This window comes from Enteractinococcus fodinae (assembly GCF_031458395.1).
Lineage (GTDB): Bacteria > Actinomycetota > Actinomycetes > Actinomycetales > Micrococcaceae > Yaniella > Yaniella fodinae.
The window spans coordinates 1,837,628-1,856,644 of sequence record NZ_JAVDYJ010000001.1 but is presented as its reverse complement, the minus strand read 5'-3'; the positions used below and the strand labels follow the sequence as shown (position 1 = coordinate 1,856,644).

Sequence of the window (19,017 nt, the reverse complement as noted above, 5' to 3'; positions counted from 1 at the left end):
CGAGTGCCGTATTCCACGTTCGGCAAGATTCGCGGACTCCTTGTGGGTTCACATCGGAGCTCACGGGGCGCATGAACAACCAGGGTGAGGCTCAAGCTCATCCATCGATTTATGCACAGTCTGGCAGCAGCATTGTGCATGCATGCACATCAGCTGTGAGGTATTGGTCAGCGGTTTTCAAGCTGTAACTGTGGCGTACACCACCGAATAAGTGGCATATTAGACATAACGCACGCAACAGAACATGCTGTTGCGGCACGAGCATCATTAGCGCACCGCAGGGGGACTTTCCTGCGGTGCCGTTCATGTCGAAAGGGACACGATGACACAGACACTGACGCAACAAACCCTGAGCCACTACATCAACGGCCAGGCCGTCGAAGGGAAATCGGGGCGCTTTGCTGATGTCTATCACCCAGCCACCGGCGAAGTAGCTGCTCAAGTACCCCTGGCTACGGCAGAAGAAGTGCACGAGGCAATCGAGATCGCGAAGCAGGCACAGATCGGATGGGCGCAACTCAACCATCAACGACGCGCACGGATTCTTGGACGTTTCGTAGATCTAGCCCACGAGAATATGGATGAGCTGGCCACGGCTCTGTCCAATGAGCACGGGAAAACATTCGATGACGCTAAAGGCGATGTCCAGCGCGGGCTGGAAGTCATTGAATTCTGCATGGCGGCACCGCACCTGCTCAAGGGCGAATTTTCTGACCAGACCGGTACCGGCATTGACACCTACTCGATGCGTCAACCACTGGGCGTCACCGCTGGCATTTCACCGTTTAACTTCCCAGCGATGATTCCACTGTGGCAGGCGGGCCCATCCCTTGCTGCTGGAAACGCTTTCATCCTGAAGCCTTCCGAACGGGATCCTTCGGTACCGTTGATGCTGGCTGATCTCTTCAAACAGGCCGGTATGCCAGATGGCGTCTTCCAAGTGCTCAACGGTGACAAGACCGCCGTCGATGCGCTGCTAGATCACCCGGATGTCGAAGCAGTGGGTTTCGTCGGTTCCACGCCGATTGCCCAATCGATCTACACCACAGCAGCCGCCAACGGCAAACGCGCACAGTGCTTCGGAGGTGCAAAAAACCACGCCATTATCATGCCTGATGCTGACCTAGATCAAGCCGCAGACGCCCTGATCGGAGCCGCTTTTGGTGCAGCCGGAGAACGGTGTATGGCGCTTTCCGTCGCAGTCCCAGTGGGCCAAGAAACCGCTGATGCCTTGGTCGCAAAGCTTGCAGAAAAAGCCAAGAACCTCAAAGTCGGCCCGTCGCTGGATCCCACTTCAGACTTCGGTCCGGTCGTAACTGCTGAAGCCAAAGCCCGCATTGAACAGGCCATCGCCACAGGTGTCGAAGAAGGCGCCGAACTGGTATTGGACGGCCGCGGTGTGAAGGTAGAAGGTCACGAAAACGGGTTCTATGTCGGAGCGACCATCTTCGACCGTGCCACCAAAGACATGACGATCTACACCGATGAAATCTTTGGGCCGGTACTGACCATTGTCCGAGCCGCTGACTTCGAAGAGGCCCTCGCGCTGCCATCGGACCACAAATACGGCAACGGGGTGGCAATCTTCACCCGCGATGGTGACACCGCTCGAGAGTTCACCCGCCGGGTCAATGTTGGCATGGTTGGGGTCAACGTGCCCATCCCCGTCCCGATTGCCTACTACACCTTCGGTGGATGGAAAGCCTCCGGCTTCGGAGACCTCAACCAGCACGGTGCCGACGCGTTCAAATTCGTAACCCGCACCAAGACCGTCACCTCGCGCTGGCCATCCGGCGTGAAGGAAGACGCCAGCTTTATCATGCCGATTCAGTAAAGGAATACATGTCACACGACGAAGTTCTAACATCCGTCCGGGGCGGTCTGGGCGTCATCACGCTCAACCGTCCCCAAGCGGTCAACGCGCTATCCTACAACATGATTGGGCTACTCGACGAAGCGCTCACGTCATTCGAAACGAACGACGCGATCCACGCTGTCCTGATCCAAGGATCTGGCGACCGTGGCTTATGCTCCGGCGGCGATGTTGTCTCCTTGCACGACAGCGCAGCGAAAAACGATCTCGCCGGAATCGTGCCCTTCTTCCGCGATGAGTACACACTGGACCATCGCATCTACGCGTACTCCAAACCCTATATCGCCATCATGAACGGGCTAGTACTGGGCGGGGGAGTCGGTATTGCAGTCTCGGGTTCACATCGAGTGGTCACCGACTCGACCAGGCTGGGCATGCCTGAGGTCGGGATCGGCTTCAGTCCCGACGTAGGCGGCCCGTACTATTTGGCCAACGCACCGTGCAATATCGGCAACTATATGGCCCTGACCGGAACGCACATTTCCGGCGCTGATGCCGTCTACGCGGGCATGGCTGACGTGCTGATACCCGATGCGCGCCTCGACGAGCTCATCGAACGCCTCGAAGACGTTCAGGCAGCCAACGAGGTGGACAACATCTTGGCCGAATTCAACCAGCCGACACCCTCGGCGCTGGAAACCGAGGCCCACTGGATAGAAACGGCTTTCGGTCAGGACAGCGTCGAAGATATTATCGCGGCGGTCCGAGAAACAGCAGAGCAAGGCAACGAAGTGGCCCACAAAGCGCTCAAAGCTCTGCAACGAAACTCACCCACCGGGATGAAAGTCGCATTGGAAGCAATCCGGCGGGCGAAAACACAGACCCTAGCCGAAACCCTGACGCAAGATCTTCGCACCACGATGCATGCTGTAGCTGGTCCCGACCTCGCCGAAGGCATTCGTGCACAGCTCATCGACAAAGACCGGAACCCTCAGTGGTCCCCGGCCACCTTAGAAGAGGTCACCGATGAACTCGTCGAAGCCTTCTTTCAGCCCGTCGAGGGTATCGACGATCTTGTCATCGAATCGTAAGGACAAAGAATGAAAATAGCTTTTCTCGGCCTTGGAAACATGGGTTTCCCTATGGCACGAAACCTTGCCAACGCCGGATACGACGTGACTGGTTACGATGTGGTGGAGTCAGCCACGCAGGCCATTGCCGAACACAACGTAACGCCTGCCGACACGGCTCGTGCTGCTGTAGAGGGCGCGAATGTGGTCATTACAATGTTCCCGGCCGGCAAGCATGTGTTGGAGGCGTATCAAAACGAGCTGTTGGCGGCCGCTCAGCCTGACACGTTATTCATCGACTCTTCCACTATTGCAGTTGATGATGCACGACGTGCAGCCGAACTGGCGCGCGAAGCAGGCCACCGAGCACTGGATGCTCCTGTTTCTGGCGGTACAAAAGGTGCCGATCAGGGTACCCTGACCTTTATGGTCGGAGGCGACCAAGCTGACTTTGAGCAAGCCAAACCATTATTCGAAGTCATGGGGCGAAAAATTGTGCACACCGGAGAATCCGGAACCGGCCAAGCTGCAAAAATCGTCAACAACATGGCGCTGGCGATTAATACCATCGGGGCAGCTGAAGCGTTCAGTCTGGGTGAAAATCTGGGACTCAGTCATCAGACACTCTATGACGTTATGTCTACCTCAGCGGCACAGTCGTGGGCAGTCAGTACGAACTGTCCAGTTCCGGGTCCAGTACCAGAAGCTCCCTCCTCCAATGACTACCGGCCTGGCTTTGCAACCGCTCTGATGGCAAAAGATCTCAATCTTGCGAAGTCAGCTATCGAAGCGACCGGCACACCAGCAGACTTCGGACTGGCTGCGTTTCAGGCGTACACTGAGTTCAACACTGAAGATAATGCAGGTAAAGACTTTTCCGCCATCATTGCCACCAAGAAGAAAGGCTAACGTTGTCAGACCACGTTATTTTGACCGAAACCGTTGATCGTGTCGGTATCATCCGGCTCAATCGTCCCAAAGCTCTCAACGCACTCAATGTTGAGGTCATCACCGCGCTCGTTGAGGCCGCAGAGACTTTCCAAGCTGACCCGAACATCATGGCTATTGTCGTCACCGGCAATGAGAAGGCGTTCGCCGCAGGCGCTGATATCAAAGAAATGGCCGATAAATCGTTCGTCGAGATGCATATGGCCGACTGGTCGGCTCGCTGGGATCGCTTTACCGCGATACGGTTGCCTATCATTGCTGCAGTCAATGGCTATGCGCTGGGTGGCGGCTGCGAGTTAGCGATGATGGCAGACATCATGGTCGCTGGACCGAAGACGCAATTTGGACAGCCTGAGATCAATTTGGGTGTCATCCCGGGTTGGGGTGGCTCCCAGCGCCTGACCCGAGCCGTTGGCAAAGCCAAAGCTATGGATATGGTGCTCACCGGTCGCATGATGGACGGTGAAGAGGCTGAACGCGCCGGTTTGGTCGCTCGTCTGGTTGAAGACGATAAAGTCTTTGACACCGCGATGGAAATAGCGCAGACCATTGCAGCCAAGTCTCGCCCAGTGGTGATGGTTGCTAAAGAGGCCGTGGATGCGGCGTTTGAAACGACGTTGTCACAAGGTGTGCTGTTTGAGCGCCGGACCTTCCATCCGCTCTTTGCCCTTGAGGATCAAAAAGAAGGTATGGATGCTTTCGCCAATAAACGCAAGGCCCAGTTCAAAGACTGCTAAGCCTAGCCGTTGAACTAGCACGACGGAGTCAGCCACAATTATCGGCTCACTCCGTCGTGGTTTAACCATTCGACGCCTGAGGTCACCAAACGAAAGTTTGTTTGGTGACCTCAGGCGTTTTTGGAGTTGTTAAAACTCTGCGGCCGAGTACTCGTGGTCATAACCGCCGGTGGTGCTTCTGCTGGCTAAGGCTTGGGCCGTCAGCTCCCCATCGGCTCCATGAAAGGCTATCTCTTTTTTGCGCAGCTCCACGCGACGGATCTTGCCCGAAATAGTTTTCGGCAATTCAGCAAATTCCAAACGTCGAATCTTGGCGTATGGCGGGAGTTTCCGAGCCGTGAAATCAAGTATGTCCTTAGCAGTGGAAGGCTCCGGAGTATAACCCTCAGCTAGCACCACGTATGCTTTGGGCACCGACAGACGGATCGGATCAGGGGAGGGGACCACCGCAGCTTCCGAGACCGCTGGGTGCTCAATGATGACTGACTCCAATTCGAACGGTGACAGTTTATAGTCCGATGCTTTGAACACGTCGTCGGCCCGGCCCACATAGGTGAAGATACCATCGGCATCTCGTTCCATAATGTCTCCGGTCCGATAGTAGCCCCCGAAGAAGGCTGCCTCAGTCTTCTCGGGATCTTTGTGGTAGCCAGCCATCAGGCCAACCGGTCTGGGGTCGGTGACCAGACAGACTTCCCCTTCACCGGGCCCTTCGATCAGCTGATCTGTTGCTGGATCGATCAGGACCACCTCATAACCTGGCAGCACCCGTCCCAAGGACCCTGGTTTGACGTTCTGTCCGGGGGTGTTGGCGATCTGCAGTGTTGTCTCGGTCTGTCCGAAACCGTCTCTGATATCAGCACTCCATGCGGTGTTTACCGCTTCGATCACCACGGGATTCAACGGCTCGCCGGCTGCGAGAACCTTTGTGGGAGGCTTCGTCATCTTGGTCAGATCAGCTTGAATCATCATTCGCCATACGGTGGGTGGTGCACAGATCGAGGTAACCCCCTCGGCGTCCATAACCCGCATGAGCTGTTCAGCATCAAAGCGCGCGTAATTGAAAATGAAGATGGTGGCTTCAGCAATCAGTGGCGCAAAAAAGTTTGACCAAGCATGCTTGGCCCAGCCCGGCGAGGCAACATTGAGATGTTTATCGCCGGGTTCCAGGCCGATCCAATACAGCGTAGACAAATGACCCACGGGATACGACACATGGGTGTGGGCTACCATTTTTGAACGCGAGGTCGTCCCCGACGTGAAATAGATCAACGCGGTATCATCAGCCGGGGTGGGTTCCATTGCTTCAAAGTTCTCTGCGGCTTGATACGAATCCGTATAGCGATACTGTGGATGGACCGCGTCATCGGGCAGTTGGTCGGTCGAGGTAGTAATCACACTGAAGTGACCGGTCACCGCATCGAACTTCTGGGTATTGGCGGGGTTGGTGACGACCCAACGGGCATCCGATCGATCAAGTCGCTCTTGGAGCTGTTCTGGCGCCAACATCACCGTAGTGGGTAACAACACCGCCCCAAGCTTGAGCCCCGCCAGCATGGTCTCCCACAATTCGAATTGATTATCCAACATCACAATGACACCATCGCCGCGCTTGACGCCTAAACCGCGAAGCCAGTTGGCTACCTGGGCGGAACGTCGCGACAGGTCCGCATAGGTGGCGCTATACCGAGAGCCGTCTTCTTCCAGAATTACCAGAGCGTCCTGCTGAGCGCGCTCCTGACTGGCTGCTACCTGATCAAACCAATCCAGCGCGAAATTAAACTGTTCGAATCGTGGCCACGAGAACTTCTCGTGTGCGCTTTGCAGGTCGGTCCGGTGTGCTAATAAAAGATCGCGTGCCTGCCGGTAGTCATCCGTTACTGACATGGGTCTCCTTTGAGCCGTGTGACGAACATTGAGTGTGATCCAGCGTACATCGATCCGCTGTGGTCCAAGAGCGTTTTTGCCGCGCAGAGTCGTACATGACATCCACGAGCCGGCAGTTTGGTCTGATGGCAGGGGGCCAGAACATGCTCGATAATGCCACGGTGGTCATTGCTGCACAGGCCATGTGCGGTGATTGCCGAGGTAGGTAAAAAGAACTTTCGGTGTGGGGTGCTTCACTGTACGCTTGTGCAATGACTAGGATGTGACGAGGGACTCAGTAGAGCTTTGCGTTCGTCGTTCCGACGCGAGATAGCAAAGATTCTCAACGTTGCCGAAGTCATACATACTGAAGAAGACAACTCACCACGCACTCACCGACCAGCACAGGCATCTAGCGAGTATGTCTGCTGGATAGAGAGGAACATCATGGACATTCAGGGTCAGGCGGCCATCGTCACCGGAGGAGCCTCGGGCTTGGGCGCAGCCACTGCACGAGCATTAGCTGCCAAGGGCGCCAAAGTCTATGCCTTTGATTTAGCCGCCGGAATCGAAAAAGCCGATCGCATTGACAACGTGGAGTATATGGAAGTCAATGTCACCGACCACGGGTCCATCCGAAACGCCATCTCGATCGTGGAGCACGGGGATGCACCGCTGCGTGCGGTCATCAACTGCGCCGGTATCGGCACTCCGGGACGAATCCTGTCTCGCAAGGGCCCGCATGATCTTGACCAGTTCGCCAACGTGGTCAATGTGAACTTACTGGGAACATTCAACGTCATGACACTTGGTGCCGAACTCATCGCCAAACAAGAGCCCGTCGACGATGACGGACAGCGCGGTATTGTGATCAACACGGCCTCCGTGGCAGCATTTGAGGGACAAATAGGGCAAGCAGCCTACGCCGCTTCAAAAGGTGGGGTGCACTCATTGACCATCTCAGCAGCTCGCGACCTGGCCTCACATGGCATTCGGGTCAATACGGTCGCCCCTGGCATCGTTGAAACGCCCATGATGGCGGGAATTACCCCGGAGTTCCGCCAGGGCCTCGAAGCATCGGTGCCATTTCCATCGCGCCTGGCACGCCCAGATGAATATGCCGAGCTCGTGCTGGATCTCATTCGCCATGACTACCTCAACGGGCACACCCTCCGGATGGATGGGGCGTTGCGAATGGGCCCCCGGTAGACGCACAACACCGCACCACTACAGATTGACTCCCTGAGGAGGAAACCGATGTCGGAAGCATACATAGTCGACGCGCTTCGCACACCTGTTGGGCGCCGCAATGGCGCATTGGCTGATATTCATTCTGCAGATCTCGCCGCGGTTCCACTGTCGGCCATGCTCGACCGCGTCGGTGTAGACACCACCGAATACGACGAAATCATCTTAGGCTGTATCGACCAAATCGGCCCGCAGTCTTTTGATATCGCTCGGACTGCGTGGCTGGCTGCTGGAGGCTCTGAAGCCGTTCCCGGTACAACGATCGACCGTCAGTGTGGTTCTGGACAGCAGGCCATTCACTATGCGGCTCAGGCTGTAATGTCTGGGACAGCAGATCTGGTCGTGGCAGGCGGTGTGCAGAATATGTCCACCGTCCCGCTGGGAACCGCCAATTCGATCATGAAAGATCAGGGCTATCCCAACCCGTTTGCTGGTTCGAAGGCCTGGGCTGATCGGTACGGTGACCAAACGATTTCACAATTTCACGGTGCCGAAATGATGGCCAACCGGTGGGGGATTACCCGAGAGCAGGCTGAAGCGTTTGCTGCCGAATCACACCGTCGGGCGATTGCCGCTCAAGAAGCCGGTTTCTTCGCGGAAGAGATTATGCCCTTGGGAGGGCTGCGCGATGACGAAGGGCCGCGTACACCAAACCGGGCCAAGATGCGTGAGCTGCAGACGTTGCGCCCACACGGCATCCACACCGCTGCCACAGCCTCACAAATTAGTGATGCTGCCGCTGTTCTGACGATCGCCTCGGAACGTGCTGTCAAAGAATACGGTCTAGTCCCGCGAGCGCGGATCCATCATATCTCGGCCCGCGCTGACGATCCGGTCATGATGCTGTCGGCCCCGATTCGTGCGACCCGTCATGCTCTAGAACGTACGGGCATGGAGATCGAAGACTTCGATGCCATCGAGATCAACGAAGCATTCGCCTCCGTGGTCCTCTCCTGGGAAAAAGAACTCCGCCCGGACATGGCTAAAGTGAACATTCACGGCGGTGCGATTGCACTGGGCCACCCCATCGGCGCAACCGGTGCGCGCCTGATGACCACCTTGCTGCATACCTTGGAGAACAATGATGGGCGTTATGGGTTGCAAACCATGTGTGAAGGTGGCGGCCAAGCCAACGTCACGATCATCGAACGTCTCGATTCCTAAATAGAACTGTCAGAACTGCCTACGCGTTACGCGCGACGACCCAAGAGATGCCCCGATAGTACGCAGGAGCCTAACCTATGACCTCGACACCCACCCTTGATGAGCAGATCCGTGTAAGCCAACGAAGCTCTGTCTCGTTACACTTCGCCCGAGTCGCTGCGACTCAGCGCGATACCACCGCGTTGAAGTACCAAGACAGGACGTGGACGTATCGGCAACTCGATCAGGCCGTCACGGTCGCTGCCGCCCAGCTTCGAGACCTGCAATTGCAACCGGGTGACCGGGTCGCAGTGATGGGCAAAAACTCGGACACCTTTTTGATCTTGTTCCTTGCTGCGTCACGGGCTGGGTTGGTACATGTCCCGATCAACTTCGCACTCACGGGACCCGAACTTGAGTACTTGGTCACCGATAGCGACGCGGCGGTGTTGATCGTGGATGACGAATACGCTGACACCGTCGATGATATCGAGCAGACAGCGCAGTTGAAACATGTGGTCCGGATGTCGGAGATGTTGCACCACATTGAGACCGGGTTGGAAACCGGGGAGTCGGTAGCGGAGCTCGTGACGACACACGATTTCGATGCCGCAGAAGAATCGGACCTTGCCCAGCTGCTGTACACCTCAGGGACGACCTCGGCTCCCAAAGGTGCGATGTTGACGCACCGTGCACTGCTTGCGCACTATAACGGTGTGATTCCTGCGTTGGATTTCACCCGTGATGACAACCCGTTGATCGCCATGCCGTTGTATCACTCGGCAGCAATGCATGTCTTTGCTATCCCGTATCTGTTCCTCGGCGCCACCATCCGGTTAATTCGGGTGCCCGATATCGCTGAGATTCTGGAGCGTATTGAAGCTGAACACATTGGCTCGCTGTTTTTGGCTCCCACTGTTTGGGTCCCGCTGTCACAACACCCCGACCTTGGCTCCCGCGATCTGTCGACCCTGACGAAAGTTCAATATGGGGCATCGATCATGCCCGTGACGGTCTTGCAGCGTCTTCGTGACCAGTATCCGGAGATCGGGTTCTATAACTGTTTTGGACAAAGTGAGATGGCGCCGCTCTGTACGGTCTTGCGACCAGAAGAACATGATGCGCGTCCAGCATCCGCTGGTCGAGCAGTGGGTACAGTTCAGATGCGCGTCGTGGACCCAGAAACCGGCCGAGACGTTGCCCCAGGAGTGCCTGGCGAAGTGCAATACCGGTCACCACAACTGTTCTCCGGGTATTGGAATAAGCCCGATCAGACGCGCGAAGCATTTATGGACGGGTGGTTCCGTTCCGGCGACCTGGTGGTGATCGATGAAGAGGGTTATATCGAAGTGGTCGATCGGATCAAAGACGTGATCAACACCGGTGGCGTGCTCGTAGCATCCCGTGAAGTTGAGGACGCCATTTATCGCCATGAAGCGGTAGCCGAAGTGGCCGTCGTCGGGCGCCCCCACGAAAAATGGATCGAACAAGTCACTGCTGTTGTGGTGCTCAAAGACGGGTATGATCACGTCACCGACGAGGACATTCGAGACCTGACAAGAAAATACCTGGCACGCCATAAAGTCCCCGGTCACATTGAATTCGTCACGGAACTTCCGCGCAACCAGTCCGGCAAACTCCTCAAACGTGAACTGAAATAGTCCTAGCGCGCCGATTGGCGTTGCAGCAAGTGGCGGCGTTGGGAAGCGACCGAACGATTCGGCGTCAGGATACTTAGCACGCGGACAAACGTCGTCATCCATAACAAGGCCAGACCTACCACGATGCTTTCTAGTGCGGTGACCGACAAGAGCGGAAAGACGAAAGTCACCACCACCGCGACTGCCACTAATCCCAGCAGGAGGACAGTCACAGCCTGCAGCACAAATGGGCGGATCGGTAGGACATATAGTGTGAACCCAGCTGTGCACACTAATAACACCAAGGCAGCAAAGGCGGCGGTGGTATGGGAAACGGGGCGGGTGTCCAGCGGGAACCAGCCCACAGCCGCCAGAGCCAATCCCGTCACCAGCCAGAAGACCACCACTACAGTGATCCTAGGGATGGCCGCGTCGTTGAGTAAACGATGCAGATCCCGTCCGATATACGACCCGATAGTTGCTACTAACAACCCGGCCATAATCAAGGTGCCATTGAAAGCCCAGGCGCCAGCGCCGATGCCCAGTTGCGAATAGTTGCGTTCCCACCAGGTGGAGTCGACTTCGGTGAGCATGGCGAAAACTGTCCCGACAATAAGGAATGTGAACAGCAACGCAGCGAGGTCTCGGGTACTGAGATCTATCCCGGCTTGGAACGACAACCGGCCACCCAAGGCAGCCGCCACTCCCGTCAGAAGGCCACCGCCAACAGCTCCCAGCTGCAGTCCTGGTAAGCCCGCCTCTAATAGCTGTCCGGCCAATAAAACACTGAGCCCTGTGACGCCACCAAAGGCAACGGTCAAAGCGATAAATGACAGGTTCGAGACCCACAATTGCCACGCGGGCATAAATTGTGTTTCGCCGTGCCGGTGCAGAAATGAGCTCAGCACGAATGCCAACACAGCAATGCCTGCGCTAATGAGTGCCATCGGACCGATGACGGACCCCTCACCTGCAAAAGGCCGCACCTGATCCCAAAATACGATGGTCGCAGTGCCGGCTCCGAGTACAAAGGACCCGACAGTGGCCCAGAATGCCAGGGTCTGTTCGTGAAGGGCCCGTTCGATGCTGCTCATAGTTTCAGCAAACCCCAGGGTCTATGCCGGTTCCCTTAGGAGGAGGCCCGGAACTGGGCGTCAGTGTATTCGTGTCCGAAACCTTCGGTGGAAGTACGGGCCGCCAAAGCTTCCTTGGTGTACTGGCCGTACTCACCATGCGTGTCAATCTCTTCTTGGCGAAGCGCCACGCGACGGGTTTTACCAGAGACTGTTTTAGGTAAGGCCGTGACAAATTCAAGCCGCCGCAGGCGTGCATAGGGCGGCAGCGCGGTCCGGGCGTGCGCAAAGATGTCCTTGGCAGTTTCGGCCGTGGGGGAGTAACCCGGTGACAGGACCACGTATGCTTTCGGTACGGCGGTTCGGATCGGATCTGGGCTAGGGACCACAGCGACTTCTGAGATTGACGGATACCCCATGAGCCCATTTTCTAGTTCAAATGGGGATAGCTTATAGTCGGCGGCTTTGAAAAGATCGTCGGCTCGACCGATATACGAATACACCCCGTTAGTATCGCGGGCCATCAGGTCCCCGGTGAGATAGAGACCCTGACCGAATGCCTGCAGGTTACGTTCCTCATCCAGGTAATAGCCTGGGGTGAGCCCAACGGGTTTGGGATCGAGCCGTATGGCGACTTGTCCGGAACCGGCGCCGGTGATGATTTGCTCGGTCTGTTCGTCTACGAGTTCAATGTGGAACCCCGGCAAGGGTATCCCGAGCGCCCCTGCCGGGACCTCGAGGCCCGGGGTGGTCGCGATTTGTAAGGTCGTCTCTGTCTGGCCGTAGCCGTCACGAATCGTGACTCCCCAAGCGTCACGCACTTGTTGCAGCGTTGACAGATTGAGTGGCTCGCCAGCGGACACCGCATTGGTTGGCGGGTGGGGGAGTTGAGCCATATCAGCATGAATCAGCATGCGCCACACCGTGGGAGGTGCACACAAGCTGGTGACAGCGAACTCTTCCATCACTTCCAACATCTTTTCGGCATCAAACCGAGCGTAGTTGACCGCCAGGATGGTCGACTCAGCTATCCAGGGTGCAAAGAAGGATGACCATGCGTGTTTGCCCCAACCCGGGGAAGAGATATTAAGATGTACGTCGTTTGCGGTCAAACCCAACCAGTAGAGCGTGGAGAAGTGGCCTACGGAATAAGAGGCTTGCGTGTGGAGTACCATCTTGGGTTCGCTGGTGGTACCGGAAGTAAAGTAGACCAGCATCTCAGCATCGGCCGGAGTGGGGCCGTCGACCGTAAACGCGGAGGTCGAGGTATAAGCATCAGCAAAGTGGTACGTGCCATTGACCCGTGTCTGACCGGTGACGAAAATTCCCAGCTGCTCGGTGTCTACTCCGTGCGCTGCCAGTTCTTCGAATTTGTGAATGTTGTCTTGGTTCGTTAGTACCCAGTCGACTCCGGCGCGCCGAATTCGTGAGGCTAACGCCTGAGCGTCGAGCATCGCGGTCGTCGGGAGGATCACTGCGCCAATCTTGATGGCGGCAAGCATTGCTTCCCATAGCTCGACTTCGTTATCGAGCATCATCATGAATTTATCGCCCCGAGTGACTCCCTGGGCTTGAAACCAACCGGCTACTTGGGTGGAACGGGCCGAAAGCTCGGCAAACGTCAATTGCTGCGTGCCGCTATCTCCGGTCACGATGAGTGCGGGCTGATCGGCTCGCGCGGGGTCTTGACCCAAGGCATCGAACCAGTCCAGTCCGAAATTGAAGTGCTTGAACTCAGGCCAAGTGAATTCCTCAGCGACCTCGGTGGGGCTGAGCGCCATGAGACGGTCACGGGCGGCACGATATTGTTCAGTCACAGTCAATGAAGATCCTAACGCCGAGCATGTTCAACATCGATAGTCTAATCAACCCGCTCACGAGTTCTCGGGATGAGGGGTTTATTTCCAGCCAAGCATTCTGAACACTTCCATCCAGCCGGCGAAGATCTCTCGGTTTCGTTCGGGACCCAGCTGAGCCGGATTCGCGAATAGAATGTAATCCGCTTCGACCATTGCCTCGTCGTGCGAAAGTGTCTCAGCCAGTTGTTCTATGGTTCCGACGTAGGTCGGTCCAGAACGGGCGGGGCCGCCTTCCAACTGGCCAGCCTGATCGCGCTGACTACCGGCGTGACCAAACATGCGTTCATCCTGCACGGAGCGCAATGCAAACATCGACCGCGTTACTGCTGTCTTGCCACCGGTCTCATATCCTGAGTTGGCATAAGCGTCCTGGTAGCGCCGGAGTTGGTCGGCTTGTTGGAGATGAAATGGCCGGCCGTCATCTTGGAGCAGCAGCGTCGAGGATAAAAGGTTGTAGCCTTGTTGCCCTGCGACAATCCCCGAGCTGGTAGACCCCGAGCCCCACCACAGACGATGCACTAAACCCGGTGATTGTGGTTGTGTCACCAGGTCCGTTGCACCACCAGGAGACCACGGGGAGTGCGGATCGCCGGTGGCCACCGGTTCCCCTCCGATGGCAGCACGAATACGTTGGCCGCGTTCTTGGGCCACATCATGCCAGGTCTGACCAGGCGTTAACGTATACCCGAACTGTTCTTGCCCGTCGACTGCAGCCTCAGGAGAGCCACGCGAGATCCCGAGCTGCAAGCGCCCATCGGCGATGAGATCCGTCGTGGCGGCTTCTTCAGCGAAATACAGTGGGTTCTCGTATCGTAGATCAATGACACCGGTACCCAGTTCAATCGTGCTGGTCTGGGCGGCCATTGCGGCAAGTGTCGGAAATGGTGCCGACAACATCCATTGAAAATGATGCACCCGGATCCAGGCGCCGTCGAGACCTTCCTGTTCTGCCGCCACCGTCATGGCGAGCTGGTCATCAAGTGCTGCTTTCGGGTCCACCGAGCCGCTGACGCGGTCATACCCGAAATGTCCAAAGTTCAAGAACCCAATTTTCTTCGTCATACCTGACGGAACGCGCCAGACAAGACCCGTATTCCACTTGTGATGGCGCTCTCGTCTGGAGGCTACGTTGGTATTGCAAGCACCTGGGCACCGCAATAGCTGCATCATAACTTCTGAGCCAACGTGTTGCCCCTGGTGAGATTTCTCCACAGGCTCAGGGCTCCGCTGGGTGTTTCAGCTGGAATCTGGGATACTTGTCATGTTATGACTAGCGTTTCATCAAAGACAGCCACTCCCGGACCAGCATTCTCCACGCGAGAACGCGGCATAGGAGACCAGGGCGCACCACACCCGGCTCCGTCGGCGCCTGCCATGCAGATGCCACCGTTGAGCATCGGCAACATCACACTCGACGTGCCAGTCGTGCTTGCTCCGATGGCCGGGATTACCAACAAAGCGTTCAGACGGCTGTGTCGAGAATACGGCGGCGGCTTGTATGTGTCTGAGATGGTTACAGCTCGGGCTCTGGTAGAACGCCACCCGGAATCGATGCGCATTATCGAACACGATCCCGACGAAGTCCCACGCTCCGTGCAGCTCTATTCGGTCGATCCGGTGTATACCCGCAAGGCGGTACGCATGATCGTGGAAGAAGATCGAGCCGATCATATTGACCTCAACTTCGGTTGCCCGGTCCCGAAAGTCACCCGAAATGGTGGCGGTTCCGCGCTTCCTTGGAAGCTGGATCTGTTCACCGCGATCGTCGCCGGCGCTGTCAAAGAAGCAGAACGCGCCAACATCCCGGTGACTATCAAGATGCGTCGGGGTATCGATGAAGACCACCTGACCTATCTTGAAGCAGCCCGACGTGCTGTTGATGTCGGCGTCTCAGCGGTAGCACTCCACGGGCGCACCATGCGGCAGCACTATTCAGGCCAAGCCAACTGGGACTCGATTGCAGCGTTGAAAGACGCCATCACCGAAGTACCGGTGTTGGGCAACGGGGATATCTGGTCGGCAGAAGACGCGATGGCCATGATTGAATACACCGGGGCCGATGGGGTGGTGATCGGTCGCGGCTGCCAAGGACGCCCCTGGCTATTCGGTGACGTCCAGAACGCATTCAGCGGCTCACAGGAACGCTTCCATCCAGATCAAGGCACCGTAGCCGATGTGCTGTACCGCCATGCTGAATTGCTGGTCGATACTTTCGGTGGCAACGAAGACAAAGCTCTACGAGACATTCGCAAACACGTTTCCTGGTATTTCAAAGGCTACCCGGTCGGCGGGGAGATGCGCCGGGCGTTGACCGCGGTCGAGACTCTGGCTCAATTGCGGCAACTGCTGGATACCGTGGACCGCAGCGTCCCCTATCCCGGAGCTGATGCCGAAGGCCCACGTGGCCGTGCAGGGGCACCTAAGAAACCGCACCTGCCAGAAGGCTGGCTCGAATCCCAAGACATCACCGATGAACACCGAGCCCAAATCCACGAAGCCGAACTGGACATTTCAGGAGGCTAAACCGTGACCAGTAGTGAAGCCGTGAACGGCCAGCACCCCCAGCCCCCACGAACCACGCAACAGCCGAGTCTCTTCTGGCCGCAGTACCGCCCGCCTTACGCCGGCGAAGCAACCCAAACACCAGGATACGACGTGTGGGATATGGCCCGCTGGGTGCCCGAACCGGCCAAATCTACGTATCGTTCGGATTTTGAGCGGGACCGCGCTCGCATTTTGCACTCGGCAGCGTTACGACGACTGGCTGCAAAAACCCAGGTCGTGTCCCCAGGGGATCACGACTTCATCCGAAATCGACTCACCCATTCGTTGGAAGTTGCCCAGGTGGGCCGGGAATTTGGCAGATCGCTGGGGTGCGATCCCGACGTGGTGGATGCTGCGTGTTTGTCCCACGATTTAGGACATCCGCCCTTCGGTCACAACGGTGAAAAGGCACTCAATGAGGCCGCGGCAGCGATTGGTGGTTTTGAAGGCAACGCGCAAACACTTCGTTTGCTGTCTCGTCTGGAACCCAAAAAGTTCACGGAAGACGGCCACCCGGCGGGCCTTAACCTCACTCGAGCCACGCTTGATGCTGCCACGAAATATCCGTGGCGCAAGGCTGATGCACCCCTGAAAGCCAATGGGAAGCCCACAAGGAAATTTGGCGTCTATGATGACGATGTTGAGGTCTTTAAGTGGTTTCGGAAAGGCATCACATCCGATCGTCTTTCGATGGAAGCCCAGGTCATGGATTTGGCGGATGACATCTCCTATTGTGTCCACGATGTCGAAGACGGCATCGTGTCGGGGATGTTTCAGTTGGGGTGGTTGACGAATCCCAACCGTCGTCAGCGTGCTATTGAAACCACCCGGGAGTGGTACCTCCCTGATACCGCACCAGAGGTGGTAGATGAGGCATTAGCTCGACTCGAGGCCACGCCCACATGGGTTTCAAACGCTGACGGGGCACGGCATGCCCACGCTGCGCTCAAGGATATGACGTCCCAGCTTATTGGGCGATTCACCACTGCCGCATTTGAAGCGACCCGGGATGCCTACGGCAACGACCCTCTCACACGCCACACCGCCGATGTCATCGTCCCGGAAGACACGGCAATAGAGATCGCTACCCTAAAGGGCATTGCCGCACACTTTGTGATGTCTTCGAAGCGTCGCCAGCCCCTGTATGAAGCCCAGCGTGAGGTCTTGTTCGAACTGGTCGAGCTGCTCACCTCTAGCGAGGATCACTACCTGGAACCGATGTACGCACAAGATTGGCAAGAGGCGCCAGACGATGCAAGTCGCAAGCGCGCTGTCATCGACCAGGTGGCATCCTTGACGGATACCTCAGCATTGCTATGGCACGGAAACTTAGTGCGTGGACAGGCAGAACCTACCGAGCTGCCTGTGGGACTCCACAACTAACTACACCACACCCGAAAGCATCTCGGGTAACGCCACAGCTGCCGTCGAGGGCAGATAAACGTCTGCCATCTTGGACAGTTCCGTGGCAGCAGGGTTGATCTCAATGATCTTAGCGCCGGCATCGCGACCTAGTAATGGTAACGACGCCGCTGGCTGTACCAGCCCCGAGGACCCCACCACGACCACCAAGTCAGCTTCCTGCAACGCTGCGACAGCTGCACCAAAGGCGTCCTCTGGAAGCATCTCCCCAAACCAGACCACCCCGGGACGTAAAACGCCCAGTTCACAGTGGCTACAGGCCACCGTGGGCACAATATCGTGGTTGCCGAAGTCTTGGTCAGCTCGCACACCAGTCGAAGCCGGATCGAAAGTCGCCGGGGTTCCGCAGTCCAGACAACGATATGCATGTAACGATCCGTGTAAGTGCAAGACTTCTTGTGCTCCACCGCGTTCATGGAGGTCATCGACATTTTGTGTTGCTACCGTCAAAGCCCCGTCTTGGGTGGCCAAGTGCCGCTGCCAAGCGCCAATCTTTCGGTGACCATCGTTGGGGTTGACGCTACGCACGAGCATCGCCCGCCACACGTACCACGACCACACTGTCGAGGGGTTGGCGCGGAATGCCGCTTCGGTTGCCAATTCTTCGGGTGCAAAACGCTCCCACAGGCCTGTCTGGGCATCACGAAACGTCGGCACGCCAGACTCCGCAGACATCCCCGCGCCGGAGAGCACCACCACCGAGCGAGCATCCTGAACCAGGAACGTTGCGCGTTGCATGTCAGATGTCATGAGTAAAGCTCCGGAAGAATGTCGCGAGCTGTGCCCTTCAGATACACGTCTGCTTCCTCGGACAGGGGCGTCATATTGGGATTGACCTCGATGACCTTGGCTCCGGCTGCTGAGGCGGCAATGGGCAGTGAAGCTGCCGGCTGGACAATATTTGATGTCCCCACCACGAGCGCCACGTCTGCCGAACGAACTGCATCCAAGGCCTCATCCATAGCGCCTTGTGGCAGCATCTCTCCGAACATCACAATATTGGGGCGAAGAAATCCGTGGTCACACCGCGTACACGCTGGAGGTTCGTCCAGTGTTAATTGGTCCAGGTCAGGCCGCGCCTGTAACTGCTCTTCGGTTGCCCTCTCTAGTGCGTAGTCCGCTGGAGCATCGCATTCGAAGCACCGAAAAGTGAACGTTGTGCCGTGTAAATGAGCCAGCACTTCCGCATCGGCACGTTCGTGCAAATCATCAATATTCTGCGTGATAATATCCAGGGCTCCGCCGCGGGCGTGCAACTGTTTTTGCCATGTGCCAAGGGCAATATGTCCTTCATGAGGGGCCACTGCCCGCATGACCCGGGCCTGATGTAGCATCCAGGACCAAACCAAATCGGGTTGGTTTGCCATCGCTTCTGGTGTAGCGAGTTGCTCGGGGCTGTATTTTTCCCACAGTCCTGTTTGGGCGTCACGAAAGGTGGGGACCCCCGATTCAGCAGACATGCCGGCCCCTGTCAGGACCGCTACTCGTTGAGCACCCTCAATAATCTCTTGAGCTTCGCGCATCGCGCCGTCTGACACTGTCCTCATACCCACCACTGTAGGTCAGCACCGAAAGTGAACACCAGCTTCGGCAGGGAGCCCGGGTAGGGCCAAGAAAACCAGCGGCGCCTGCTGTAGCCGGGTTACGGAACAGC

Annotated in this window: 15 protein-coding genes; 9 read left to right on the top strand and 6 right to left on the bottom strand. The window is 57.0% G+C overall.

The annotated features are described in order from the left end of the window. The first annotated feature begins 322 nt into the window (after positions 1–322). From J2S62_RS08630 to J2S62_RS08615, 4 genes are read left to right on the top strand one after another with little or no spacing between them, the layout of a single operon-like run. Positions 323–1,834: a CoA-acylating methylmalonate-semialdehyde dehydrogenase gene (locus J2S62_RS08630; RefSeq protein WP_310173691.1), complete on the top strand. Its 1,512-nt coding sequence runs from the start codon at positions 323–325 to the stop codon at positions 1,832–1,834. An 8-nt stretch (positions 1,835–1,842) separates the two neighbouring features. After that, positions 1,843–2,904 carry an enoyl-CoA hydratase/isomerase family protein gene (locus tag J2S62_RS08625; protein ID WP_310173689.1) on the top strand — a complete coding sequence of 354 codons (1,062 nt, stop codon included), beginning with the start codon at positions 1,843–1,845 and terminating at the stop codon, positions 2,902–2,904. Between the two features lie 9 nt (positions 2,905–2,913). Then, the gene (mmsB, locus tag J2S62_RS08620) at positions 2,914–3,792 is read left to right on the top strand and encodes a 3-hydroxyisobutyrate dehydrogenase (protein ID WP_310173687.1); all 879 of its coding nucleotides are present in this window, start codon (positions 2,914–2,916) and stop codon (positions 3,790–3,792) included. Between the two features lie 2 nt (positions 3,793–3,794). Beyond that, positions 3,795–4,568, top strand: coding sequence for an enoyl-CoA hydratase-related protein (locus J2S62_RS08615; protein WP_310173685.1), 774 nt, complete (start codon positions 3,795–3,797; stop codon positions 4,566–4,568). Between the two features lie 129 nt (positions 4,569–4,697). Here the strand turns inward: J2S62_RS08615 and J2S62_RS08610 are convergent, their stop codons facing one another. Further along, positions 4,698–6,455, bottom strand: coding sequence for an AMP-binding protein (locus tag J2S62_RS08610; protein WP_310173683.1), 1,758 nt, complete (start codon positions 6,453–6,455; stop codon positions 4,698–4,700). A gap of 426 nt (positions 6,456–6,881) precedes the next feature. Between J2S62_RS08610 and J2S62_RS08605 the strand changes: the two genes are divergently transcribed. From J2S62_RS08605 to J2S62_RS08595, 3 genes are all read left to right on the top strand, one after another. Beyond that, entirely contained in the window at positions 6,882–7,643 is a 762-nt protein-coding gene (locus J2S62_RS08605; RefSeq protein ID WP_310173679.1) for an SDR family NAD(P)-dependent oxidoreductase, read from the top strand. 48 nt (positions 7,644–7,691) lie between these two features. After that, positions 7,692–8,846 (top strand): acetyl-CoA C-acetyltransferase, encoded by a 1,155-nt coding sequence (locus J2S62_RS08600; protein WP_310173678.1) that lies wholly within the window; start codon positions 7,692–7,694, stop codon positions 8,844–8,846. A gap of 77 nt (positions 8,847–8,923) precedes the next feature. Beyond that, on the top strand, positions 8,924–10,486 hold the full coding sequence (locus tag J2S62_RS08595; RefSeq protein ID WP_310173674.1) for a fatty acyl-CoA synthetase: 1,563 nt from the start codon (positions 8,924–8,926) through the stop codon (positions 10,484–10,486). Positions 10,487–10,488: 2 nt separating this feature from the next. On the opposite strand, the gene J2S62_RS08590 is transcribed toward J2S62_RS08595, so the two are convergent. From J2S62_RS08590 to J2S62_RS08580, 3 genes are all read right to left on the bottom strand, one after another. After that, positions 10,489–11,559 carry a DUF998 domain-containing protein gene (locus J2S62_RS08590; protein ID WP_310173672.1) on the bottom strand — a complete coding sequence of 357 codons (1,071 nt, stop codon included), beginning with the start codon at positions 11,557–11,559 and terminating at the stop codon, positions 10,489–10,491. A 35-nt stretch (positions 11,560–11,594) separates the two neighbouring features. Beyond that, a complete protein-coding gene (locus tag J2S62_RS08585; protein ID WP_310173670.1) occupies positions 11,595–13,355 on the bottom strand; it encodes an AMP-binding protein in 1,761 nt (586 codons plus the stop codon). Positions 13,356–13,436: 81 nt separating this feature from the next. Beyond that, the gene (locus J2S62_RS08580) at positions 13,437–14,459 is read right to left on the bottom strand and encodes an LLM class flavin-dependent oxidoreductase (protein ID WP_310173668.1); all 1,023 of its coding nucleotides are present in this window, start codon (positions 14,457–14,459) and stop codon (positions 13,437–13,439) included. 312 nt (positions 14,460–14,771) lie between these two features. On the opposite strand from J2S62_RS08580, the gene dusB reads away from it, so the two are divergent. Beyond that, on the top strand, positions 14,772–15,920 hold the full coding sequence (gene dusB, locus J2S62_RS08575) for a tRNA dihydrouridine synthase DusB (RefSeq protein ID WP_310175810.1): 1,149 nt from the start codon (positions 14,772–14,774) through the stop codon (positions 15,918–15,920). 3 nt (positions 15,921–15,923) lie between these two features. Continuing rightward, the gene (locus J2S62_RS08570) at positions 15,924–17,324 is read left to right on the top strand and encodes a deoxyguanosinetriphosphate triphosphohydrolase (RefSeq protein WP_310173665.1); all 1,401 of its coding nucleotides are present in this window, start codon (positions 15,924–15,926) and stop codon (positions 17,322–17,324) included. Here the strand turns inward: J2S62_RS08570 and J2S62_RS08565 are convergent, their stop codons facing one another. Together J2S62_RS08565 and J2S62_RS08560 are read right to left on the bottom strand one after the other, a co-directional pair. Then, entirely contained in the window at positions 17,325–18,113 is a 789-nt protein-coding gene (locus J2S62_RS08565; RefSeq protein ID WP_310173663.1) for an NAD-dependent deacylase, read from the bottom strand. It lies immediately after the preceding gene. After that, the gene (locus J2S62_RS08560; protein ID WP_310173661.1) at positions 18,110–18,910 is read right to left on the bottom strand and encodes an SIR2 family NAD-dependent protein deacylase; all 801 of its coding nucleotides are present in this window, start codon (positions 18,908–18,910) and stop codon (positions 18,110–18,112) included. Before J2S62_RS08560 ends, J2S62_RS08565 begins: the two co-directional genes overlap by 4 nt. Positions 18,911–19,017: the final 107 nt, after the last annotated feature.